18 protein-coding genes are annotated in these 21,914 nt (G+C 73.7%); 7 read left to right on the plus strand and 11 right to left on the minus strand.

Going from position 1 to position 21,914, the window contains the following annotated elements; genetic code table 11:
• Positions 1 to 26 precede the first annotated feature (26 nt).
• Positions 27 to 500 (plus strand): hypothetical protein, encoded by a 474-nt coding sequence (locus IE106_RS10905; RefSeq protein WP_189532464.1) that lies wholly within the window; start codon positions 27 to 29, stop codon positions 498 to 500.
• 215 nt (positions 501 to 715) lie between these two features.
• Complete coding sequence (locus IE106_RS10910) at positions 716 to 1,555, plus strand: LAVTG motif-containing sortase-dependent surface protein (protein ID WP_189532466.1); 840 nt, start codon at positions 716 to 718, stop codon at positions 1,553 to 1,555.
• Between the two features lie 81 nt (positions 1,556 to 1,636).
• Here the strand turns inward: IE106_RS10910 and ppc are convergent, their stop codons facing one another.
• On the minus strand, positions 1,637 to 4,366 hold the full coding sequence (gene ppc / locus IE106_RS10915; RefSeq protein ID WP_189532468.1) for a phosphoenolpyruvate carboxylase: 2,730 nt from the start codon (positions 4,364 to 4,366) through the stop codon (positions 1,637 to 1,639).
• A 302-nt stretch (positions 4,367 to 4,668) separates the two neighbouring features.
• Here ppc and IE106_RS10920 point away from each other — a divergent pair, with 302 nt between their 5' ends.
• Entirely contained in the window at positions 4,669 to 5,643 is a 975-nt protein-coding gene (locus IE106_RS10920) for an acyl-CoA desaturase (protein WP_189532471.1), read from the plus strand.
• A complete protein-coding gene (locus IE106_RS10925) occupies positions 5,640 to 6,314 on the plus strand; it encodes a TetR/AcrR family transcriptional regulator (protein WP_189532473.1) in 675 nt (224 codons plus the stop codon). The genes IE106_RS10920 and IE106_RS10925 overlap by 4 nt, the downstream gene beginning before the upstream one ends.
• Before the next feature lie 95 nt (positions 6,315 to 6,409).
• Here the strand turns inward: IE106_RS10925 and IE106_RS10930 are convergent, their stop codons facing one another.
• Both IE106_RS10930 and IE106_RS10935 read right to left on the minus strand, forming a co-directional pair.
• On the minus strand, positions 6,410 to 6,772 hold the full coding sequence (locus IE106_RS10930; protein ID WP_189532475.1) for a VOC family protein: 363 nt from the start codon (positions 6,770 to 6,772) through the stop codon (positions 6,410 to 6,412).
• Entirely contained in the window at positions 6,772 to 7,599 is an 828-nt protein-coding gene (locus IE106_RS10935) for a trans-aconitate 2-methyltransferase (RefSeq protein ID WP_189532477.1), read from the minus strand. The genes IE106_RS10930 and IE106_RS10935 overlap by 1 nt, the downstream gene beginning before the upstream one ends.
• A gap of 131 nt (positions 7,600 to 7,730) precedes the next feature.
• Here IE106_RS10935 and IE106_RS10940 point away from each other — a divergent pair, with 131 nt between their 5' ends.
• The gene (locus IE106_RS10940) at positions 7,731 to 8,228 is read left to right on the plus strand and encodes a MarR family winged helix-turn-helix transcriptional regulator (RefSeq protein WP_189532479.1); all 498 of its coding nucleotides are present in this window, start codon (positions 7,731 to 7,733) and stop codon (positions 8,226 to 8,228) included.
• Here the strand turns inward: IE106_RS10940 and IE106_RS10945 are convergent.
• From IE106_RS10945 to IE106_RS10980, 8 genes are all read right to left on the minus strand, one after another.
• On the minus strand, positions 8,187 to 8,966 hold the full coding sequence (locus IE106_RS10945; protein ID WP_189532481.1) for a LuxR C-terminal-related transcriptional regulator: 780 nt from the start codon (positions 8,964 to 8,966) through the stop codon (positions 8,187 to 8,189). The two genes, IE106_RS10940 and IE106_RS10945, sit on opposite strands and share 42 nt — an antisense overlap.
• Before the next feature lie 296 nt (positions 8,967 to 9,262).
• Positions 9,263 to 10,429 carry a galactokinase gene (galK, locus tag IE106_RS10950; RefSeq protein WP_189533156.1) on the minus strand — a complete coding sequence of 389 codons (1,167 nt, stop codon included), beginning with the start codon at positions 10,427 to 10,429 and terminating at the stop codon, positions 9,263 to 9,265.
• Positions 10,430 to 10,443: 14 nt separating this feature from the next.
• Positions 10,444 to 11,418: a UDP-glucose 4-epimerase GalE gene (galE, locus tag IE106_RS10955; RefSeq protein WP_189532483.1), complete on the minus strand. Its 975-nt coding sequence runs from the start codon at positions 11,416 to 11,418 to the stop codon at positions 10,444 to 10,446.
• Complete coding sequence (gene galT / locus IE106_RS10960) at positions 11,415 to 12,464, minus strand: galactose-1-phosphate uridylyltransferase (RefSeq protein ID WP_189532485.1); 1,050 nt, start codon at positions 12,462 to 12,464, stop codon at positions 11,415 to 11,417. The genes galE and galT overlap by 4 nt, the downstream gene beginning before the upstream one ends.
• A 624-nt stretch (positions 12,465 to 13,088) precedes the next feature.
• The gene (locus IE106_RS10965) at positions 13,089 to 13,769 is read right to left on the minus strand and encodes a helix-turn-helix transcriptional regulator (protein WP_189532487.1); all 681 of its coding nucleotides are present in this window, start codon (positions 13,767 to 13,769) and stop codon (positions 13,089 to 13,091) included.
• A gap of 219 nt (positions 13,770 to 13,988) precedes the next feature.
• The gene (locus IE106_RS10970) at positions 13,989 to 15,842 is read right to left on the minus strand and encodes an outer membrane protein assembly factor BamB family protein (RefSeq protein ID WP_189532489.1); all 1,854 of its coding nucleotides are present in this window, start codon (positions 15,840 to 15,842) and stop codon (positions 13,989 to 13,991) included.
• A 79-nt stretch (positions 15,843 to 15,921) separates the two neighbouring features.
• Positions 15,922 to 17,814 carry an outer membrane protein assembly factor BamB family protein gene (locus IE106_RS10975; RefSeq protein WP_189532491.1) on the minus strand — a complete coding sequence of 631 codons (1,893 nt, stop codon included), beginning with the start codon at positions 17,812 to 17,814 and terminating at the stop codon, positions 15,922 to 15,924.
• Between the two features lie 254 nt (positions 17,815 to 18,068).
• On the minus strand, positions 18,069 to 19,892 hold the full coding sequence (locus IE106_RS10980; RefSeq protein WP_189532492.1) for an ABC-F family ATP-binding cassette domain-containing protein: 1,824 nt from the start codon (positions 19,890 to 19,892) through the stop codon (positions 18,069 to 18,071).
• 112 nt (positions 19,893 to 20,004) lie between these two features.
• Between IE106_RS10980 and IE106_RS10985 the strand changes: the two genes are divergently transcribed.
• On the plus strand, positions 20,005 to 20,709 hold the full coding sequence (locus tag IE106_RS10985; protein ID WP_229840267.1) for a lipoprotein: 705 nt from the start codon (positions 20,005 to 20,007) through the stop codon (positions 20,707 to 20,709).
• Positions 20,710 to 20,785: 76 nt separating this feature from the next.
• Positions 20,786 to 21,865 (plus strand): hypothetical protein, encoded by a 1,080-nt coding sequence (locus IE106_RS10990; RefSeq protein ID WP_189532494.1) that lies wholly within the window; start codon positions 20,786 to 20,788, stop codon positions 21,863 to 21,865.
• Positions 21,866 to 21,914 lie beyond the last annotated feature (49 nt).

Here is a 21,914-nt window from a genome sequence, read left to right on the forward strand (position 1 = left end):
GGCCCCATGGCCAAGGATCGCGGCCCATGAGCCCGAAGAAGCGGACCCCCGTACTCCCGTACGCCCGTGTCACCGCCATGGCGCTGGTCGCCCTGGTCCTGGTGGTCGCGGGCGTCTGGGCGTCCTGGGACACCGCGCAGCACGTGCTGCTCTCCAAGGGCCGCGAGCACGGCACCATGACGGTCACCGGCTGCGGCGACGAGGTGTGCACGGGGCGCTTCGTCCCCGCGGAGCCCGCCGCGCCGTCCCGTACGGACATGACGATCGCCCGGTCCGTCGCCGTCGAGGAGGGCGGCCGGTACGAGGTCGTCGTGAAGCCCGACACCACCGAGGCCGTCCGCACCGGCTGGGCCGGCGGACTGCACGCGTGGCTGCCGCTGGGCGGCGCGCTGCTGCTCGCGTCCCTGGTCATCGGCGGCGGAACGCACTGGACGCGGGTCACCTGGGTGTCGGGGGCGGCCGGCGGGGCGCTGCTGGTGGCGTCGTTCCTGACGCTCTGACGGGGCGTCGGTTCCCTTCGCGGGGCCGGATTTTGACGGAACCGGTGCGGACTTCCGTACAACCAAACGCGAAGTGTCCCAACCGTTATGGAACGCGTCACGGACAAACGGAATGAACCGGTCCGAAGGCCACCGATCGTCCTTGACTGGTGTGCGGCGTCACAGGAAGCTGAGCCGCCCCCCACGGCCCAGTCACCTCTCACGTTGGACTGCCCATGCGCACCCTTTCCACGACCACCGGCGCTCTGGTGGCGGCCGCGGTCTGCGGCCTGACGCTCGTCCCCGCCGCCCACGCCACCAACGGCACCTACTCTCCCGTGCTGCGCCAGGAGCTGCCCCGCACCGCGACCGACGAGGGCGCTCCGCAGCAGGGGGCCGGCACCTGCGCCGACATCCCGGCCGACCAGGACGGCTGGCACTTCGTGCTGCCCGGCAACGACGCCCGCTTCGTGAAGCTGACGGTCACCTTCGAGCCCGGCGGCCGGCAGGTCGTCACCGACTTCGGCCCGCCGTCCGACAAGCACGCCTACGTCGCGTCGGCGCCGGGCGCCACGCTGACCTCGGTCGTGGCCGAGGTGAAGGGCGGCGACCTGAAGAAGTTCAACCTGTCGCACACCTGCCCGGCGAACACCACGCCGTCGCCGAGCGGCACCCCGAGCGGGAACCCCTCGGAGAACCCCTCCGGGAACCCGTCGGAGAACCCGTCGGAGAACCCGTCGGAGAACCCTTCCGAGAACCCCTCGGAGAACCCTTCCGAGAACCCCTCGGAGAACCCTTCCGAGAACCCCTCGGAGAACCCTTCCGGGAACCCCTCCGAGTCCCCCGCGACCTCGCCGGCCCCGTCCGCCACGCCGGGCACCCCGGTGCCGTCCGAGACGGCTCCGGGCGGGACCGCGCCGTCCGCCGCGCCGTCCCCGTCCGAGAGCTCCTCGACCGGTGACCTGGCCGAGACCGGCAGCAGCGCCCCCGTCGGCGCCCTCGGCGCCCTCGCCGCAGTGCTCGTCGCCGGTGGCGCCTTCCTGGTGGTGCGCCGCCGCAAGGCCCAGCAGCACTGACGACGCGCCCCGCGCGCGTGAACGGGCGGGCCCCCGCCGGAGAGACTCCGGCGGGGGCCCGTCCGCGTGCGGGGCGCGCGGTCAGCCGGTGTTGCGCAGACCGGCCGCCACGCCGTTCACGGTGAGCAGCAGCGCCCGGGCGAGCAGCGGGTCGGCCGGCTCGTCGGCGGCCGCCGCGTCGCGCTGCCGCTTCAGCAGGGCGACCTGGAGGTAGGAGATCGGGTCCAGGTAGGCGTCGCGGATGGCGAACGTCTGCCGCAGCGCGGGCTGCGCGTCCAGCAGTTCGCGCTCGCCGGTGGTCCGCAGGACCTGCTCCACGGTGAGGGCGTGCTCGGCCTCGATGGTGGCGAAGACGTGCTTCAGTCCGTCGGGCACGAGCGTGTCGACGTAGTGGCGGGCGATCCGCAGGTCCGTCTTGGCGAGGGTCATCTCGACGTTCGACAGGAAGTTGCGGAAGAAGTGCCACTTCTCGTACATCTCGCCGAGCACGTCGTCCAGGCCCGCGTCGCGCATCGCCTTCAGGCCGGAGCCCACGCCGTACCAGCCGGGCACGATCTGCCGCGACTGCGTCCAGCCGAACACCCACGGGATGGCCCGCAGCCCGTCGAGCCCGGCGCCCGAGTCGGGACGGCGGGACGGCCGGGAGCCGAGGTGCAGCTCCGCGAGCTGGTCGACCGGGGTGGAGGCGAAGAAGTACGCCGGGAGGTCCGGGTCCTCGACGAGCGCCCGGTACGCCGCGTGGGCGGCCTCGGAGGCGGTGTCCATGGCCGCGTCCCAGCGGGCCAGGGCCTCCTGCGGCTGGCGCGGCCCGGTGTGCAGGGCGGACGCCTGGAGCGTCGCGGCGACGGTCAGCTCCAGGTTCTCCCGGGCCAGGGACGGGATGAGGTACTTGTCGGAGATGACCTCGCCCTGCTCGGTGACCTTGATCTCGCCCTCCAGGGTGCCCCAGGGCTGGGCGAGGATCGCGTCGTGCGAGGGGCCGCCGCCGCGGCCGACGGTGCCCCCGCGGCCGTGGAACAGCCGCAGCCGGACGCCGTGGCGGTGGGCCACGTCGCGCAGCCTGCGCTGGGCGCGGTGGATCTCCCACTGGGAGGTGGTGATGCCGCCGAACTTCGACGAGTCGGAGTAGCCGAGCATGACCTCCTGCACGTCGCCGCGGAGCGAGACGAGCCGCCGGTACGACGGGTCGGCGAGCATGTCGTTGAGGATGACGTCGGCGGCCCGCAGCTCGTCGGTCGTCTCCAGCAGCGGCACGATGCCGATCTTCGCCCAGCCGGCGTGCAGGTCGACCAGCCCCGCCTCGCGCGCGAGGACGGCGGCGGCGAACACGTCGTCGGCGCCCTGGCACATCGAGATGATGTACGACTCGATGACCTCGGGCCCGAACCGTTCGAACGCCGCCTTCACCGTGTGGAAGACGCCGAGGGTCTTCTCCCCGGCCGCGTCGAGCGGCGCCGGCGTCGGGGCGAGCGGGCGCCGGGAGCGCAGCTCCTTGGCGAGCAGCTTCTGCCGGTACTCGCGGGGCATGTCCGCGTACCGCCACGACTCCTCGCCGAGCCGGTCGAAGAGCTGGCCGAGGGCGTGGTGGTGGGCGTCGGCGTGCTCGCGGACGTCCATCGTGGCCAGCTGGAGGCCGAACGCGGACAGGGTGCGGATGGTGCGGTCCAGGTGGCCGTCGGCGAGGAGGCCGCCCCGGTGCTCGCGCAGCGAGGACTGGACGAGGGCGAGGTCGCGGAGCAGCTCGGCCGTGCCCAGGTAGTCGCGGCCCTCCTCGTGGGGGGTGCCCTTGGCGAGGCGCTCGCGGGTGTTGACCAGCTTCTGCCGGATGCAGGTGGCCTTGAGCCGGTACGGCTCCTCGGCGTTCAGCCGCTTGTAGCGGGGGCTGATCTCGGGCAGGCGGTCGAGGTCCTGCTGGAGGGAGTCGAGGAGCTCCTGCGTGGCGCCGGCGTACCGGATGGAGTTCGACAGCAGGCCGCGCAGCTCGTCGACCATCTCGATGGCGTCGGTGAGGCCGTGCTCGTGCTGGAGGATCAGCACCTCCCAGGTGACGGCCGGGGTCACGTTGGGGTTGCCGTCGCGGTCGCCGCCGATCCAGGTGCCGAAGGTCAGCGGGCGGGTGCCGGGGGGCAGCTCGACGCCGACCCGCTCCAGCTCGGCGGCGAGGTCCTCCAGGACGTCGCCAACCGCGCCGGCGTGCAGCTCGTCCAGGTAGTAGATGGCGTTGCGGGCCTCGTCGGCCGGTTCGGGGCGGACGACGCGGAGCTCGTCGGTCTGCCAGATGAGGTCGATGTTCTCGGCGAGCCGCAGGTCGTGGCGGCGGCGGTCGGCGGCGGTGACCGGCTCGTCGAGGAGGGCGGCGATGCGGCGGAGCTTGTTCAGCACGGAGCGGCGCGCGGCCTCGGTCGGGTGCGCGGTGAAGACCGGGCGGACGTTGAGGTTGCGGACGGTCTCGCGGACGTGCTCCGGGTCGCCGTCCTTGAGCATGTCGGCCGTACGGGCGAGCAGGCCGCCCTCGGCGGCGCGGCGGGCGCGCATCTCGCGACCGCGGTGGACCTGCTCGGTGACGTTGGCGAGGTGGAAGTAGGTCGAGAAGGCGCGGACCAGCCGGGCGGCGGTCTCCAGGTCGGTGTCGCCGAGCAGTTCGGCGGCGGCCTCGCCGTCCTCGCGGGTCAGGTGGCGGACCTTCTCGACGAGCTCGAGGAGCTCGGGCCCTTCCTGCCGTACGAGCGTCTCGCCCAGCAGGTCACCCAGTCGGCGGATGTCGGCGCGCAGCTCGGTGCTGGCGGAAGGGGTCTGGTCGGCACTGCTCACAGGTGCGGCTCCTTGCAGTGATGAGCACGTCTGGAGGGGGTACTGCTGAGGTGTCCCCGGAATCGCCCTTCGAACTACCAGCCGGTCTTCGCGAGGCGGTCCCAGCGGGACGCTGCGGACCGCGCTGTCCGACGACACCCAGGATAGGTGTCCGTCCGGGCCGCGCCGCTCGCAGCCCTCTTGCCGCGAGCCCGCGCGCTGACATACTTACGGCTCCGTAGGTTACGGGACCGTAGAAAGGCCCGATCCGACCTCCGTCCACTTCACCCTCACCCTCACTCCTCACCCTCAAGGGGACGCGCATGACCATGACCCCCGAAGTGCTCGACCACACCGCGCGGGAACAGGACCTGCCCTCCGCCACGCTGGGCGGCGACAACAAGCGGTCCGTCGAGCAGATCACGCTGCTGCTCTTCATCGCCGTGCCGTTCCTCGCCCTGCTGGCGGCCGTGCCGCTGGCCTGGGGATGGGGGGTGAGCTGGCTCGACCTCGGACTGCTGACGGCGATGTACTTCATCGGCTGCCACGGCATCACGATCGGCTTCCACCGGTACTTCACCCACGGGTCGTTCAAGGCGAAGCGTCCGCTGCGGATCGCACTGGCGATCATGGGCTCGCTGGCGGTGGAGGGGCCGCTGGTGCGCTGGGTGGCGGACCACCGCAAGCACCACAGGTTCTCGGACGGGGAGGGCGACCCGCACTCGCCGTGGCGGTTCGGGGAGACGGTCCCGGCCCTGATGAAGGGCCTGTGGTGGGCGCACATCGGGTGGATGTTCGACGAGGAGCAGACGCCGCAGCACAAGTACGCCCCGGACCTGATCAAGGACCCGGCGCTGCGGCGGATCTCCCGCCAGTTCGTCCTGTGGACGGTCGTGTCGCTGGCGATCCCGCCACTGGTGGGTGGCCTGGTGACGATGTCGTGGTGGGGGGCCTTCACGGCGTTCTTCTGGGGGTCCCTGGTGCGGGTGGCCCTGCTGCACCACGTCACGTGGTCGATCAACTCGATCTGCCACGCGGTGGGCAAGCGCCCCTTCAAGTCGCGTGACCGCTCGGGCAACGTGTGGTGGCTGGCGGTCCTGTCGTGCGGCGAGTCCTGGCACAACCTGCACCACGCGGACCCGACGAGCGCCCGGCACGGCGTCATGCGGGGCCAGGTGGACTCCAGCGCGCGGCTGATCCGCTGGTTCGAGAAGCTGGGCTGGGCGTACGACGTGCGCTGGCCCTCCCGGGACCGGATCGACGCCCGGCGCCAGACACGCTCCGCGAACGCGGCATGATGGACGATGTGGCGATCGACGGCAGCAGTACCAGCAGTGACAAGCCCCGGCGCGGCCGCCGGGTCCGGATGACCGGCGCCGAACGGCGCCAGCAACTGCTCGACGTCGGCCGGACCCTGTTCGCCGAACGCGGTTTCGAAGGCACGTCGGTGGAGGAGATCGCGGCGAAGGCCGGGGTGTCGAAGCCGGTCGTGTACGAGCACTTCGGCGGCAAGGAGGGGCTGTACGCGGTCGTGGTCGACCGGGAGATGCGCCAGTTGCTGGACATGGTGACCGGCGCGCTCACGGCGGGGCACCCGCGCGAGCTCCTGGAGCAGGCGGCGTTCGCGCTGCTGGACTACATCGAGACGTACACCGACGGCTTCCGGATCCTGGTGCGGGACTCTCCGGTGGCGCAGTCGACGGGTACGTTCGCCTCGCTGATCTCCGACATCGCCACACAGGTCGAGGACATCCTGGGCCTGGAGTTCAAGGCGCGGGGCTTCGACCCGAAGCTGGCCCCGCTGTACGCGCAGGCCCTGGTGGGAATGGTCGCCCTGACGGGCCAGTGGTGGCTGGACGCCCGGAAGCCGAAGAAGGCCGAGGTGGCGGCGCACCTGGTGAACCTGGCCTGGCACGGGCTGGACGGCCTGGAGCAGAGGCCCCGCCTCATAGGCCACCGCAAGTCCTGACCCGCTCCCCCCGCACCGCCCCGCCGGGCCGGTTCGCCGCGGCCCCGCCGGGGCGTGCGGGGCGCCTCCCCGCGGGCGAACCGGCCCGTGGGGCGTCAGGCGCGGGGCTCCAGGAACTCGAGGCGGTTGCCCACGGGGTCCTCCGAGAAGAAGCGGCGGTGCCCGGGCAGCCGGTCGTCCCAGACGACCGGCGCCCCGTGCGCCGCCAGCCGCTCCGCGTACGCCTCTATGTCGTTCACCCGCAGCTCCGGGTGCGCCTTCCTCGCCGGCCGGAACCCCGCCTCGATCCCCAGGTGCAGCTGCACGGCGCCCGCTCGGAACCAGCATCCGCCGTTCGCGGCGAGCGCCGGCGGCTTGGGGATCTCCGTCATCCCGAGGGCGCCCGTGTAGTACGCGCGCAGCCGCTCCTCCGAGCCGGCCGGTGCCGCCGGCTGGACGTGGTCGACGGCGGTCAGCATCAGTACTCCCTGCGGGCGACGGCGAATATGCGGCGGTAGGGGAAGACCGTGCCGTGGGGGCCCGGCGGGTACGCCTTGCGGAGCAGGTCGCGGTACTGGGAGAGGAACTCCGACGTCGCCTCCCCGTCCTCCGCGAGCGCCGTGAGGACCGGGCGCAGGGCGGTGCCCTTGGTCCAGTCGAGGATCGGGTCCTCGCCCTGGAGGAGCTGGGCGTACACGGTCTCCCACACGTCGGCCGCGCAGCCGAGGTCCGCCAGCCGCTCCAGGTACTCCGTCGCGTCGAGGACGTGGACGTACCGCCGCCCGTGCTCGCCGAGCCGGTCGCGCCAACGGGGGGACTCGCACAGCTCGGCCAGCAGGGCGTGGCTGGGGGACGTGAAGTTGGCGGGCACCTGGAAGGCGAGGGTGCCGCCGGGGACGAGCCCGTCCAGCCAGCCCCCGAAGGACTCGGCGTGGCCGGGGACCCACTGCAGCGCCGCGTTGGAGACGATCAGGTCGTACGGCTCCCCGGGCGTCCAGCCGGCCGCGTCGGCGTGCCGGAAGTCGAGCCGCCCGCCGCCCGGGGTGGTGCCGGCGTGCTCCTTCTCGGCCTGGTCGAGCATCTCGCGGGAGAGGTCGAAGCCGGTGATGTGCGCGTCGGGCCAGCGGTCGGCGAGCAGCGCGGTGACGTTGCCGGGTCCGCAGCCGATGTCGGCGATACGGGGCGGCCGCCCCTCCGCGGCGGCGGGCAGCTCGGGGATCCGGGCGAGCAGGTCGAGGAAGGGCCGGGTGCGGTGACCGGAGTGGCGCAGATACTGCCGAGGATCCCAAATCGGTGCGGAATGCATGGTCAATTCCCCTTGCTGGTGCGAGATATCTCAGCCGAACGTTGCTCCGGTCGGTGCCCTCTCAATCGTACGGAAGCATATTTCTTGACATCAAGAGACTTCACGTCGACAGAGCGCCTACACTGATCGTCATGGAGGACGAGGTCGACCGTCTGGTCGCTGCATGGCGCCGCGAGCGCCCGGACCTCGACGTGGAGCCGCTCGAGGTGCTGAGCCGGGTCTCCCGGCTGGCCCGCCACCTGGACCGGGCGCGCCGCCTCGCCTTCGCGGAGCACCAGCTGGAGCCGTGGGAGTTCGACGTCCTGACGTCGCTGCGCCGCGCCGGCGCCCCGTACCAGCTCTCCCCCGGTCAGCTCCTCACGCAGACGCTGGTCACCTCGGGCACGATGACGAACCGCATCGACCGGCTCGCGAAGAAGGGCCTCGTCGAGCGGCTGCCCGACCCCACCGACCGGCGCGGCGTCCTCGTCCGCCTCACCGCCGAGGGGCGCGACCGCGCCGACCAGGCCCTCGCCGGGCTGCTGGACCAGGAGCGGGCCATCCTCGCCCAGCTGTCCCGCGCCCAGCGCGTCGACCTCGCGGCGCTGCTACGCCAGCTGACCGCCCCGTTCGACAACGTCCCCGGCTGACTCGGCGGGCCCGACCCCGGCCCTGCGGGCCAGCGCGACCGCCGCGAGCGTGGAGTGCACGCCCAGCTTCCCCAGGACGTTCTGCATGTGCGTGCGGACGGTGTGCGGGGACAGGAAGAGGCGCTCGGCGACGGCCTTGCGGCCCAGTCCGGCGACCATGCAGCGCAGCACCTCCCGCTCGCGCGGCGTGAGGGACTCGACGAGCCGCTCGCTCTCGGTGCGGTGCTTGCGCGCCGCCGTCAGCTCCCGCAGCACGCCCGTGAGCAGCGCGGGCGCCAGGTGGGTCTCGTCGCGCAGCACGCCCCGGATCACGCCGAGCAGCCGCTGGAGGGAGCAGTCCTTGGCGACCCAGCCGTTCGCCCCGGCCTGGAGGGCCAGCGCGGCGCGGCGCGGGTCGTCCTTCTCGGCGAGCACCACGGTCCGCGCGGAGGGCTGGGCCTCGCGCACCCCGGCGACCAGGGAGATGCCGTCGACGATGCCGTCCGCCGCCCCGCCGTCGGGGACGGCGCGCGCCACGGCCGACCCGGCGGCCACGCCGAGGTCGGCGTCGACGAGGAGGACGTCGAACCGGCGGCCCTCGGCGGCCGCGCGGTCGAGGCAGCGCATCGCGGCGGGGCCGCTGCCGGCCGCGGCGACGTCCACGTCGGGCTCGGCCGCCAGGGCCGCGGCGAGCGACTCGGCGAAGATGCGGTGGTCGTCCACCACCAGAACCCGGATACGGACCACTGGCACCCCCATGCGTCGAGGAAGCGGGCCGAAGCGGGGACGACGCCCGGAGCCGGGTCGCACACGTGGGGCGCACGGCCGCCGCCGTGCCCCGAGTGCTGTCCCGCCCCGGGCGTCGTACCCGGCTGTCTCGCCCCCTGATCGGCACCGGCCCCCACCGATGCTGTGCATCAGCGTACGGGCGGAGGCCCGGACCGGAAGCCGATTTGCAGAACTGACCGACCAGGGTGTTTCCCGTGTGTCAGCTGTGTCGTTACGGGGCGGAAATCGACAGTTCCCGACAGGGTCGACGCGGTGTCAGCCGTGGTTCACAGCACGCGGCGCGCTCCCGCCGACGGTACGGCCGGGAAGATCCGCGGAGCCGGGTGCCCCTGCGCCGCGAACGCCTCCTCCACCGCCGCGGCCACGGTGTCCGCCGCGTCCGCCTCGGTCAGGACGACCGCCGAGCCGCCGAAGCCGCCGCCGGTCATCCGGGCGCCCAGCGCGCCCGCCGCGACCGCCGCCGAGACGACGAGGTCCAGCTCCGGGCAGGAGACCCGCAGGTCGTCCCGGAGGGAGGCGTGACCCTCGGTCAGGACGGGGCCGACGGCCCGTACGTCACCGGCGTCGAGCAGCTCCATCGTCCGCTCGACGCGGTGGTTGTCGGACACGACGTGGCGGACGCAGGCGCGCACGGTCGGGTCGCCCAGCCGCCCCAGCGCCTCCGGGAGCAGCTCGTACGGGATCTCGCGCAGGGTGCGCACCCCGAGCTCCCGCGCGCCCGCCTCGCACCCGGCGCGCCGCTCGGCGTACGCCCCGTCGCCGAGCGCGTGCTTCACCCGGGTGTCGACGACGAGCAGCCGCAGCCCGTGCGCCGGCAGGTCGAACGGGACCTGCCGGCGGGTCAGGTCGCGGGTGTCCAGGTGCAGGACGTGCCCGTCCGTGCAGCAGGCGGACGCCATCTGGTCCATGACGCCGCAGGGCACGCCGACGAAGGCGTTCTCGGCGCGCTGGGCGAGGAGGGCCAGTTCGGGGGCGGGCAGTCCCAGCCCGTACAGCTCGTCGAGGGCGAGGGCGGTGACGACCTCCAGGGCGGCCGAGGAGGACAGCCCGGCGCCCGTGGGCACCGTCGAGGACAGGTGGACGTCCGCGCCGGTGACGGGGTGGCCGGCCTCGCGCAGCGCCCACACCACCCCGGCCGGGTAGGCGGCCCAGCCGGTGTCGGAGCCGGGCCGCAGCCCGGCCGTGTCGAGCTGGACGATCCCCTGGCCCGAGGCGGTGTCGGCTTCCGCGGAGTGGACCCTCAGCAGGCCGTCCGTGCGGCGCGCGACGGCGGCGACCGCGGTGTGCGGCAGCGCCAGCGGCATCACGAACCCGTCGTTGAAGTCGGTGTACTCGCCGATCAGGTTCACCCGGCCCGGTGCGGCCCACACGCCCTCCGGCGCGGTGCCGTACAGCTCCCGGAACTGCGCGGCGACCTTCTCCGCCGCGGACACGGTCTCCGTGCCGTTCACCGCTGCGTCCCCTCCTCCGTCTCGCGCCGCCGCGCGAAGTCCCACGCGTCGCGGACGATGCCCGCGAGGTCCGTGCGCGACGGCCGCCAGCCGAGCCGTTCCTGTGCGACGGCCGCCGACGCGACCAGGACGGCGGGGTCGCCGGGGCGGCGGGCGGCCGTGACCTCGGGCACCGGGTGGCCGGTGACCTTGCGGACGGTCTCGACGACCTCGCGGACCGAGAAGCCGTTGCCGTTGCCGAGGTTGCAGACGAGGTGCTCGCCGGGGGTGACGGCGTCCATGGCGAGGAGGTGGGCCTCGGCCAGGTCCGCGACGTGGATGTAGTCGCGGACGCAGGTGCCGTCGGGGGTCGGGTAGTCCTCCCCGTACACGGAGATGGACTCCCGCCGGCCGAGGGCGACCTGCAGGACGAGCGGGATGAGGTGCGACTCGGGGTCGTGGCGTTCGCCGTGGCCGCCGTACGCGCCGGCGACGTTGAAGTACCGCAGGGACGCGGCGGCCAGGCCGTGCGCGGCGGCCTCGCCGCTGATCATGTGGTCGACGGCGAGCTTCGAGGCGCCGTACGGGCTGGTGGGGGCGGTGGGGTCGGTCTCCGTGACGGGCGTGGAGACCGGTTCGCCGTACGTCGCGGCGGTCGAGGAGAACACCAGGCGGCGCACCCCGGCCCCGCGCATCGCGGCGAGCAGCGCCATCGTGCCGCCGACGTTGTTGTCCCAGTACTTCTCCGGCTTGGCGACGGATTCCCCGACCTGCGAGAACGCGGCGAAGTGCAGCACCCCGTCGTACGAGGCGTCGAGGAAGCGGGCGGCGTCCTGGACGCGCCCCTCGACGAAGGCGGCGCCGTCCGGGACGGCCTCGCGGAAGCCGGTCGACAGGTCGTCGAGGACCGTCACCTCGTGGCCGGCCTCCAGCAGGTGTGCGGCGACGACACCGCCGACGTAGCCGGCCCCGCCCGTTACCAGGTACTTCATGATGCGCTCGCTACCTCTCGCAGTCGGCGGGCCGCCGCCTCCGGCGGCACGTCGTTGATGAACACGCTCATGCCCGATTCGGAGCCCGCGAGGAACTTCAGCTTGCCGGATGTACGGCGGATGGTGAAAAGCTCGAGATGAAGTGCGAACGTGTCGCGCCGCGGGTCGCCGAACGGCGCCTGGTGCCAGGCGGCGATGTACGGCGTGGGCGGCTCGCCCTCCCCGAAGATCCGGTCGAAGCGCCTCAACAGTTCCAGGTACACCTGTGGGAACTCTGTGCGCGCCGCCTCGTCGAGCCCGCGCAGGTCGGGGACGCGGCGGTTGGGGTAGAGGTGCACCTCGTACGGCCAGTGGGCGGCGTACGGCACGAAGGCGGTCCAGTGGTCGGTGGCGAGGACCACCCGTTCGCCGTCGGCGCGCTCCCGCTCGACGAGGTCGTCGAAGAGGTTGCCGCCGCCGGTGCGGGCCGCGTGCTCCTGCGCGGAGCGCAGCATCAGCGCCGTGCGGGGGGTGGTGAAGGGGTAGCCGTAGATCTGGCCGTGCGGGTGGCCGAGGGTGACGCCGATCTCGGCGCCCCGGTTCTCGAAGCAGAACACCTGTTCCACGCCGGGGACCTCGGCCAGCTCGGCGGTGCGGTCGGTCCACGCCTCCAGGACGAGCCCGGCCCGCTCCTCGGTGAGGTCGGCGAAGGAGGCGTCGTGGTCGGAGGTGAAGCAGACGACCTCGCAGCGGCCCGAGTCGCCGGCGAGGGAGGGGAAGCGGTTCTCGAAGACGACGACGTCGTAGTCGGCGTCGGGGACCTCCGTGTGCCGCCCGTCCGCGGACGGGCAGAGCGGGCACTCGTCGGCCGGCGGGTGGTAGGTGCGGCCCTGCCGGTGGGAGGCGACGGCGACGCGGTCGCCGAGCAGCACGTCCTCGCGGATCTCGGAGGTGGTGGCGATCGGGTCGAGGGGCCGCCGGTCGACGGCGTCCCGCACCACGTCGTCCCGGGAGTCGTAGTACACCAGCTCGCGCCCGTCGGCGAGCCGGGTGGACGTCTTCTTCACGCAGGGCTCCTCGCACCACAACCAGATCAAACAGAACCACACACAAGGAACCACAAACCCACACACCCGTCAATGAGGCAGGACGAGGAGAGGGCCGCGCTTCCGGCAACACACCGGTGGCACGACCCCCTGGGACACACGACTGGGGAGAAATGTGCGGTTCTGAGGGGCGCCCACGCGGGTCACCTGGAGGGCGGAAGGGACGCGTGGGCGCCGGGGAGGGGGGCGGTGCCCCCGTCGGGCCACTCGTGGAGCCGAGGGGGCGCGGGTGCCCTGCCGAGGGGGGCGCGCTTCGTGCGAGGCCGCATCTGTGCCGGGGAGGGGGAGGGTGCCCTGTTGGGCCGCTCGTGGAGCCGAAGGGGCGCGCGGGTGTCGGGAAGACGAGCGCGCGCAGCGCCCCGAGGAACGAGGGGCCGAGCACGGTCGACTTCCCGACACCCGCCGAAAGCGCCCCGGAGGTGGAACGGGCCCAAAAAAAGGGGGGAGCCGAAGGGGCGCGCGGGTGTCGGGAAGACGAGCGCGCGCAGCGCCCCGAGGAACGAGGGGCCGAGCACGGTCGACTTCCCGACACCCGCCGAAAGCGCCCCGGAGGCGCAACGAGCCCAAAAAAACGAGCCAAAAAATTCAGCGCTGCCGCGGCACCCCCGCCGCCCGGTCGAGGAGGCCGGTGCGGGCGGCGAGGGCGGCGGCCTCCAGGCGGGAGCCGACGCCGAGTTTCATCAGGACGCGCTGCACGTGGGTGCGGGCGGTGCTCGGGGCGATGCCCATGCCGGCGGCGATCAGGCGGGTGTCCTCGCCTTCGGTGACCCGTACGAGGACCTCCACCTCGCGGGGGGTGAGCATCCGCAGCAGCCGCTGACCTTCGTCGTCGGGGGTCGCGGCCGGGTCGAGGAGTTCCGCGAAGGCGCCCTGCAGGAGTTGGGGGGCGACGGCGGCCTCGCCGGCGCGGGCCTTCACGATGGCGCGTTCGACGCCTTCGATGCGTTCGTCGTGGCGTACGTACCCGGAGGCGCCGGCCGCGAAGGCCGCCGCGATGCCGCGCGGGCTGGGGACCGGGCCGAGGACCAGTACCGCCACCTGCGGGCGGTCCCGTTTGATCCGTACGACCGGGTCGAAGGCGCCGGGTTCCGCCGGGGTCGCCGTGCCGAGGAGGCACACTTCGGGGGCGCGGCTCACCACCAGTTCGGCCGCGCCCGCGGCCGGCGCGGCGGCGGCGAGCACGCGGTGTCCGCGCAGTTTCAGGGCCGAGGCGAGTGCCTCGGCGAGCAGGCGGTGGTCGTCGACCACCATCAGGCGCACGCCCATCGAGAACCCCCAACCCCCTGGTGCGGCCCCCCGGCCGTCCATGACCCGGCAAGCTACACGCTTGTTCGACGTTGTGCGCCCCCTAGTGGCGATGAGCCCCCCACAATGTCGAATTCTTCGCCTATCAGGGCTACTTGGGGGGCGGCGGGGTGACGTGGGGGAAGCCGGCGGCCCGGCACGTCGGGGGAGACGTGCCGGGCCGCGGCGGGGCGTGCGGGGTCACTTGGTGGTGAACACCAGCGCCAGGTAACGCGTTTCCTTCACCACCGTCGACGGCTTGGAGACGAAGTAGTCGGCCAGGTACAGCCGTCCGTCGCGGTAGAGGATGTCCTCGCGTTCGGCGAGGCCGCGCTCGGCGGTGGCGATCGCCCGGTCCACCGGGGTCTTCAGCAGCACGGTCTCCTTGAACGACCCGCCGTGGACGCTGACGATCTGCCCGCCGCGCTCGTAGCCGGGCGTCCGGTAGGCGATGAGGTTGCCGCCGTCCATCCGCACCGGGAAGACCTGCGTGTTGGTTCCCGAGGCCAGCCACTGGCCGGTGAGCTTGCCGGTGGTCAGGTCGAAGGCGACGATCTCGTTGACGCGGTTGTAGTCCTCGCCGGCGTCCTCGTGGGGCTCGGTCGGGATGTACAGGCGACCGTTGCCGACGACGAGCTTCTCGCAGTTCTCCACGTCGGTGGAGCGGCACTTGCCCGCGTACCGCTCGGCGTCCGCGACGATCTTCGCCTTCAGCTTGCCGGTCTTCTCGTCGAGGGAGAAGAAGTCGGAGATGCCGGAGCCGTCGCCCGCCGTGTCGCCCACGTCGGCCGCGACGACCAGCGGCTTGGAGGAGACGACCGACGCGTACTCGACGCCCGCCGGCATCTTGTACGAGGAGATCGGGGCGCCCGTGACGGGGTCGAGGTTCTGGATCGTCACGTACTGGTTGTCGGTGTCGCCGCACTTGCGGGCGGCGACGAGGCCCTCGCCGCCGCCGTAGCCCATGTCGTAGCAGCCCTCGGTGTTCTCCTGGGGCCGCCAGTACTCCTTGCCGCTGGCCAGGTCCCAGGCCGCGCCGCCGTGCGTGCCGCCGGCGGCGACGGTGGCGGCGCCGATGGTGACCTCGTCCCAGGCGACCTTGCGGTCGCCGCGGGACGCGCCGGTGACGGACTTCGTCCACAGCATCTTGCCGGCGTCCAGGTCGATCACGCCGACCTCGGAGCACGCCGGGTACTTGACCTGCGGCGTCGGCTTGGACGGCTGGAAGACCAGGGCGGTCTTGTTGTCCTTGACGTGCCGGCTGGCGGCGCAGATCTCACCGGGCAGCGGCACGCTCCACAGCTTCGTGCCCTTCACCGGGTCGTAGCCGACGACCTCGTTGACGCCCGACTTCACGTACGTCTTGTCGGTCAGCCAGGAGCCCGCGGTGGTGACCGTGTCGGTGACCACCGGCGCCGGGACCTGGAAGGCCACCTTCGCCTCGACGTCGGCGGGCACCTTCTCGGTGCCGGCGCCGTCCGGGGCCGCGGGGCCGCCGTCGTCCTTCCCGCCGCTGCCGTCGGTGCCGGTGCTGCTGTTGGCGGTCGGCGTCGCCGGGTCGTCGCCCTTGGCGGAGGCGTACCAGACGCCGGCGCCGACGATCAGGGCGACCGCCACGGCCGCCGCGATGACGATCTGCATCTGCGCGGACAGCTTCTTGCGCCCGCCCGGTCCGGCCGGGGCGCCGGGCATGCCCGGCTGCGGGGGCATCGCCTGGTGCATGGGCGCGGTCGGGTAGCCGTACGCGGGCGGCCGGCCCGGGGCGCCGGGGGGCGGCTGGACGGGCAGCTGGCCCGGGTGGCCGTACGTCGGGGGCGTCCCCTGACCGGGCGACGGCGGGGTGGCCGGGGCCTGCGGGTAGCCGTAGGCGGGGTCGCCCTGCGGCGGGGTGGGCGCGCCGAAGCCGCCGGGCGGCGGGTCCTGCGGGGCGCCGAACCCGCCCTGCGGGGGCGGGCCGGGCGGCTGGTTCGGCGGGAAGGGCGGCTGGCCGGACGGGCCCGGGGGCTGGTTCGGCGGGCCCGGGGGCTGGTTCGGCGGCTGGGGCGGTTGGGTCATCGTGTGCGTACCTCTGGAAGAAAGGGAGCGGTCGGTTCCGTCGGCGCCGGTCGCGGTACGGTCCGGCGCGGGACCGGCCCTACCCGCCGAACGCGATCATGGTCTTGGTCTCCAGCTCGGCCTTGTCGTTCTGGGCGCTGACCCGGCCGCTGACGATGAGGAACCGGCCGTCGGCGTACTCGTACCGCGGCTGCCAGAAGTCCCGTTCGATCCGGGCGACGGACGCCGGGTGCTGGAGCAGCACGGTCGGCCGGCCGCCGGTGGGGGCCACGGTGGCGACGGCGCCGCCGCGGTCCCAGGAGCCCTCGATGTAGACGAGGAGCTTGCCGCCCTCCATGCGCAGCGGGAGCATCGTCTTGTCCGGGCCCGCCGTGGCGCGCCACTTGGGCTTGCCGGTGTTCAGGTCGAACGCGACGACCTCGTTGGTGCCGCGGGTGAGGCTCGTGGGCTCCGTCGACATGTAGAAGGTGCCGGCGTCGGCCGCGACGCCGGTGCAGCCCTGGAGGCGCTGGCCGAAGACGACGAGGCCGCCGCCGCCGCACTGGGCGCGGTACTTGTCCTTGCCGCCGGAGAGCTGGGAGCGCAGCCTGCCCGCGTCGGTGAGGGCGAGGACGGTGCGCTGCTTCTTCTCCTCCTGGACCGCGTTCACGACGAGGGGGCTGACCGAGTAGACCTTGTCGACCTCCCAGCCGCGCGCCAGCTGGTACTTCCACTTCGGCTTGCCGGTGGCCGGGTCGACGTCCCAGATCTCCTGCTGCGGGTTCTTGTAGTCGGAGACCCGGCAGCTGGCGGCGGCGATCAGGCGCGTCCCGGCGCCGGCGAAGGCGTAGGGCTGGCAGCCGTCGGAGGGCTTGCCGAAGATCTGCTTGCCGTCGGTGAGGGAGAAGCCGTACGAGTTGCCGGTGCCGGCGGCCGCGACGGTGTTGCCGGCGATGGCGAGCGTCGGGTCGGAGAGCGAGCTGAAGCCGGTGCTCTTGGGGATCTCCGTCTTCCAGCCCGCCTTGCCGGTCTTGAGGTCGACCTGCTGGAGGACGCGGCAGTCGGCGCGGTCGCCGGTGCCGTCCTTGAGGCCGAGGACGAGGACGCCGTTCGCGGTGGGCGCGTTCGCGGCCTCGCAGACGTCCGTGGTGAAGGGGACGCTCCACTTCTTCTTGCCGTCGGCGAGGGAGAAGCCCTCGATGCCGCGGTACATGGCCTTGACGACGGTGTCGCCGGCGACCCACGGGCCGTACACGTTGGCGCCGTTGCGCGGCAGGTCCACGTCGTTGGTGAGGAGCCACTCGACCTTGGCCTCGCCGGGCTGGCGGCCCGCGTTCAGGTCGTCCTCCACCTCGCGGCCACCGCCGGTGCCGTCGCCCTTGTCGACGGACGCGGACGCGGTCGGCTCCGACGGGGAGGCGGTCGGCTGGGCGTTGGTGGTCTTGTCCGGCTCGTCGCCGCTGAGCGCCCACCAGGTGCCGCCGCCGACGACGAGCAGCGCGGCCACCGCCCCGGCGATGACGACGCCGGTGCGGCCCTTGAAGGGGCCGCCGCCGGAGCCGCCGGGCGGCACGGGGCCGCCGGGGTACTGGGGCTGGGTCGGGTGGCCGCCGCCGTACGGGCCGAGCTGCTGGCCGTACGGACCGGGCTGGCCGGGCTGCTGGCCGTAGGGGCCGGGCTGGCCGTACGGGCCCGGCTGCTGCGCGTACGGGCCGGGCTGGCCGTACGGTCCGGGCTGGCCGTACGGGCCGGGCTGCTGGCCGGGCGCCTGCGGGTAGCCGTACCCGGGCGCCGGGGGCTGACCGGGCGCCTGCGGGAAGCCGTACCCGGGCGCCGGCTGGGCCGGCGGCTGGGCGGGGGGCCCGGGCGGGGCGGCCGGAGGCTGGGCCGGAGGTGCCGTCGGCGGCTGGGCCGGCGGCTGGGGGACCCCCTGCGGGTCCTGCGGAGACCCGAAGCCTCCCTGCGGCGGTTGCTGGCTGGGCGGCTGAGTCATCAGCGCTTCCCCCTTCGTGCGGTCCGCTGGCCGACCGGCCTCCCCCGCGATTCCGGCGCGAGCTCGTCGCCGGAATGGAGCGATTCGGACAGGGTTGTCGCACTGTTACGTGAGTCGAGCGGGGTTTCTTTCTACCACCCGCCCCCCGCGCGCAGACGGGCCGGACCTTCCCTGTTCCCAAGGGAGGACCGGCCCGTGACGCCCCTGTTATCCGCTCCACGCGGCTCCGGGGAGCGCTCCGCGCACCCTACCGGCTACGCGTCCTCGGCCAGTTCCAGCCAGCGCATCTCCAAGTCCTCACGCTCCGTGGCCAGTTCCCGCAGCTCCGCGTCGAGCTTCGCCACCTGCTCGAAGTCCGTGGCGTTCTCGGCGATCCGGGTGTGGAGGGCGGCCTCCCGGCCGGAGATCTTGTCGAGCTGCCGTTCGATCTTCTGGAGCTCCTTCTTCGCCGCGCGGGCGTCGGCCGCGGAGGCCGTCTTCGCGGCCTTCGCGGCGGCGGCCGGGGTGGCGGCGGCCGGGGCGGACGGCGCGGACGCCGCCTCGACCATCCTCTCCCGGCGCTCCAGGTACTCGTCGATCCCGCGCGGCAGCATCCGCAGCGTCGCGTCGCCGAGCAGCGCGAACGTCCGGTCCGTGGTCCGCTCCAGGAAGAACCGGTCGTGGGAGATGACGATCATCGAGCCGGGCCAGCCGTCGAGCAGGTCCTCCAACTGCGTCAGCGTCTCGATGTCCAGGTCGTTGGTCGGCTCGTCGAGGAAGAGGACGTTCGGCTCGTCCATCAGCAGCCGCAGCAGCTGGAGGCGGCGCCGCTCACCGCCGGACAGGTCCCCGACCGGCGTCCACTGCTTCTCCTTGGTGAACCCGAACTTCTCGCACAGCTGCCCCGCCGTCATCTCCCGGCCCTTGCCGAGGTCGACGCGGTCCCTGATCTGCTGCACGGCCTCCAGGACGCGCAGCGCCGGCGGCAGCTCCGCCACGTCCTGCGAGAGGTAGGCGAGGCGCACGGTCCGGCCGACGGTGACGCCGCCCGCGGCGGGCTGCTTCTCGCCCTGGGTGGCGGCCGCGTCCGCGAGCGCCCGCAGCAGCGAGGTCTTGCCCGCGCCGTTCACGCCGACGAGGCCGATCCGGTCGCCCGGGCCGAGCTGCCACGTCAGGTGCTTCAGCAGGACCTTCGGCCCGGCCTGGACCGTCACGTCCTCCAGGTCGAACACGGTCTTGCCGAGCCGCGCCGACGCGAACCGCATCAGCTCGCTGCTGTCGCGCGGCGGCGGCACGTCCGCGATCAGCTCGTTCGCCGCCTCGATGCGGTAGCGCGGCTTCGACGTGCGGGCCGGGGCGCCGCGCCGCAGCCACGCCAGCTCCTTGCGGACGAGGTTCTGCCGCTTGGTCTCCTCCGTCGCGGCGATCCGCTCCCGCTCGGCCCGCGCGAAGACATAGTCGGAGTAGCCGCCCTCGTACTCGTGGACGGCGCCGCGCTGGACGTCCCACATGCGCGTGCACACCTGGTCGAGGAACCAGCGGTCGTGGGTGACGCAGACCAGCGCCGAGCGGCGGGCCCGCAGGTGCCGGGCGAGCCAGGCGATGCCCTCCACGTCGAGGTGGTTGGTGGGCTCGTCGAGGACGATCAGGTCCTGCTCGGCGATCAGCAGCTTGGCGAGCGCGATGCGGCGCCGCTCGCCGCCGGACAGCGGCCCGATGACCGTGTCCAGGCCCTGCGGGAAACCGGGCAGGTCCAGGCCGCCGAAGAGGCCGGTGAGGACGTCGCGGATCTTGGCGCTGCCCGCCCACTCGTGGTCCGCGAGGTCGCCGATGACCTCGTGCCGCACGGTCGCGGCCGGGTCGAGCGAGTCGTGCTGCGTGAGCACCCCGAGGCGCAGGCCGCCGTTGTGGGTGACGCGGCCGCTGTCGGCCTCCTCCAGCTTGGCGAGGACGCGGATCAGCGTCGTCTTGCCGTCGCCGTTGCGCCCCACGACGCCGATCCGGTCGCCTTCGGAGACGCCGAGGGAGACGCCGTCCAGCAGGGCACGGGTGCCGTACACCTTGCTGACGGCCTCGACATTGACCAGGTTGGCGGCCATTTCACTCCTGATGTGGCGGGACGGATCGACCTTCCAGGGTAGTGGGCGCCGGGGGGTGCCCGGCGAGCCGTGCGGTAGCGTGCGGCGATCGTGCGAGGGAGGGACCGGAGGCATGGTGCGGGACATGGTGCGGGACATGGGGCGGGGCGCGGCGGTGGCGGCGGCCGCGGTGCTGCTGGCCGGGTGCGCCTCGCAGGCGGCGGAGCCGTCGGCGGGCGCGGGGGCCGGGTCGGGGGCCGCGAGCCCGTCGGCGAAGGCCGGCGCGGAGGCGTCCGCGTCGCCGTCGGTGGCCGCCGCGGCGAAGGGCGGCACGGTCGGCGCGGCCGGGTCGGCGTGCCCGCTGCCGGTGACGTTCGACGTGGCCGCCGACTGGAAGCCGAAGAAGGTCGAGCCGATCGGCGACCCGGACCTGGCGGAGCTGAACGACCTGCTGCAGCAGGGCACGGTCACCATGGCCTGCGAGATCGACGCCAAGCCCGCCGGGAACATCGGCTTCCTGCGCGTGTGGACCGACGACGCGAAGGGCGCCGCGCCGCGCGCGGTGCTGGAGTCCTTCGTCGCCGCCGACGACTCCCCCTCGTCGGCCGTCTACCGCGACGTCCGGGTGGGCCGGGGCGGCGCGCTCCCGGCGACCGAGGTGACGTACACCGTGGTCAGCGCGCTCCTCGACGAGCCGAAGAAGGCCCGCGCCCTGGCCCTGGTGACACCGCGCGGCCCGCTCGTGCTGGAGTTGGGCGGCATGGACAGCGAGGAGCACGACGCGATGCTCCCCGCGTACGAACTGGCGAAGGGCTCCCTGGCCGCGACGAGCGGCTGACGGGAGCACGGAAGAACCGGAGGGCGTCGTACCGCGTGTCCGTGTCCGTACGACGTCCACCTGCGAGAGGTACGACATGAGCGAGGACAGCAGAGACCAGGCCAACCCGGCGCCCCGACGACGCCGCGGGGCGCGGCTGACGGCCGTCGCGGCGGCGGCGGCCGTGGTCGTGGCCGGCGGGGCGTTCTGGCTGTCCGGCGGGTACGACGCCTGGAGCGGCACCGGCACCGCGTTGGAGGACGCCTGCGAGGGGGACCTCGCGGCCGGCCGCGTGCGGGCGCTCCTGCCGGACTCCGGGCTGACCGCGTCGAGCGAGCTGCGGCAGGACGGCTGGTACTGCTCCGTCTCGGTCCCGGACGGCGCGGGCGGCGACGCCGGGGTCGAGATGCGGATGCGCAACGCCGAGGAGCCGTTCGGGCCGGACGCCTCGATCGCCCCGGGTGAGGGCGCCGTGCCGCTGGGCGGCGGGTGGACGGGGTCCTTCTCGTACGGCGACGAGGACGCGGGCGGCTCGCGCGGGCGGGTCGTGCTGCTGCTGGACTGCGGCGCCGAGTCCGGTGACGGGCTGCTCGCGACGGCGGACGGGCGGCTCGTGGGCGGGCGGTCCTTCGAGGACGGGGCGGCCCGGGCGCGGCTGGTCTCCGCCCTGGCGGACACGGCCCTGTCGTACGCGCGGCGCACCGGCTGCGACGCGGCGGGCGGCACCGGCCGGGTGCCGGAGGTGGCCGCGCCGGTCGTGGACGCGCGGCGGCCGCTGGCGAAGGCGTCCGGTACGTGCCGGGGGGTCGTGGACGCGGCCACCGCGCGGCGGTGGGGCGCCGGGACGGTCGCCGAGACCGCGGCGCAGCCGGCGCCCGTGGAGCGGTGCGTGCTGGGGAGCGGGCTCGGGACGCCGCTGTACACCTTCACGGCGTCGTACGGGCCGTACGGGGAGGCGGCGCTGTCGGGCGGCGGCGCGCTGCCGGCGGGCGGCAAGGCGGTCTCGCCGAAGGGGCACTACCGGATGACGGCGACGTGCCCCGGCGCGGACGGGACGGGGGTGTACGAGATCACCCCGGACGACGGGCTGGCGCTGGACCACGCGTCGCTGCGCGAGGCGCTGGGCTCCTTCGCGGCGGCGTCCGCCGCCCTCCACGACTGCCGGCCGCCGGCCTGACCGCCGCCCCGCCGGGCGCCCGGCCGTCGGGCGCCCGGCCCCGGTGGGC

It is taken from the genome of Streptomyces roseolilacinus (assembly GCF_014649335.1).
GTDB classification, from domain to species: domain Bacteria; phylum Actinomycetota; class Actinomycetes; order Streptomycetales; family Streptomycetaceae; genus Streptomyces; species Streptomyces roseolilacinus.

Bases quoted from the DNA above. Each gene is read 5' to 3' on its own strand.
- IE106_RS10905 (WP_189532464.1), top strand. From the start codon at position 27: ATGAGCCCGAAGAAGCGGACCCCCGTACTCCCGTACGCCCGTGTCACC.
- IE106_RS10910 (WP_189532466.1), top strand. From the start codon at position 716: ATGCGCACCCTTTCCACGACCACCGGCGCTCTGGTGGCGGCCGCGGTC.
- IE106_RS10920 (WP_189532471.1), top strand. From the start codon at position 4,669: ATGACCATGACCCCCGAAGTGCTCGACCACACCGCGCGGGAACAGGAC.
- IE106_RS10925 (WP_189532473.1), top strand. From the start codon at position 5,640: ATGATGGACGATGTGGCGATCGACGGCAGCAGTACCAGCAGTGACAAG.
- IE106_RS10930 (WP_189532475.1), bottom strand. From the start codon at position 6,772: ATGCTGACCGCCGTCGACCACGTCCAGCCGGCGGCACCGGCCGGCTCG.
- IE106_RS10935 (WP_189532477.1), bottom strand. From the start codon at position 7,599: ATGCATTCCGCACCGATTTGGGATCCTCGGCAGTATCTGCGCCACTCC.
- IE106_RS10940 (WP_189532479.1), top strand. From the start codon at position 7,731: ATGGAGGACGAGGTCGACCGTCTGGTCGCTGCATGGCGCCGCGAGCGC.
- IE106_RS10945 (WP_189532481.1), bottom strand. From the start codon at position 8,966: ATGGGGGTGCCAGTGGTCCGTATCCGGGTTCTGGTGGTGGACGACCAC.
- galE (WP_189532483.1), bottom strand. From the start codon at position 11,418: ATGAAGTACCTGGTAACGGGCGGGGCCGGCTACGTCGGCGGTGTCGTC.
- IE106_RS10965 (WP_189532487.1), bottom strand. From the start codon at position 13,769: ATGGGCGTGCGCCTGATGGTGGTCGACGACCACCGCCTGCTCGCCGAG.
- IE106_RS10970 (WP_189532489.1), bottom strand. From the start codon at position 15,842: ATGACCCAACCGCCCCAGCCGCCGAACCAGCCCCCGGGCCCGCCGAAC.
- IE106_RS10975 (WP_189532491.1), bottom strand. From the start codon at position 17,814: ATGACTCAGCCGCCCAGCCAGCAACCGCCGCAGGGAGGCTTCGGGTCT.
- IE106_RS10980 (WP_189532492.1), bottom strand. From the start codon at position 19,892: ATGGCCGCCAACCTGGTCAATGTCGAGGCCGTCAGCAAGGTGTACGGC.
- IE106_RS10985 (WP_229840267.1), top strand. From the start codon at position 20,005: ATGGTGCGGGACATGGTGCGGGACATGGGGCGGGGCGCGGCGGTGGCG.
- IE106_RS10990 (WP_189532494.1), top strand. From the start codon at position 20,786: ATGAGCGAGGACAGCAGAGACCAGGCCAACCCGGCGCCCCGACGACGC.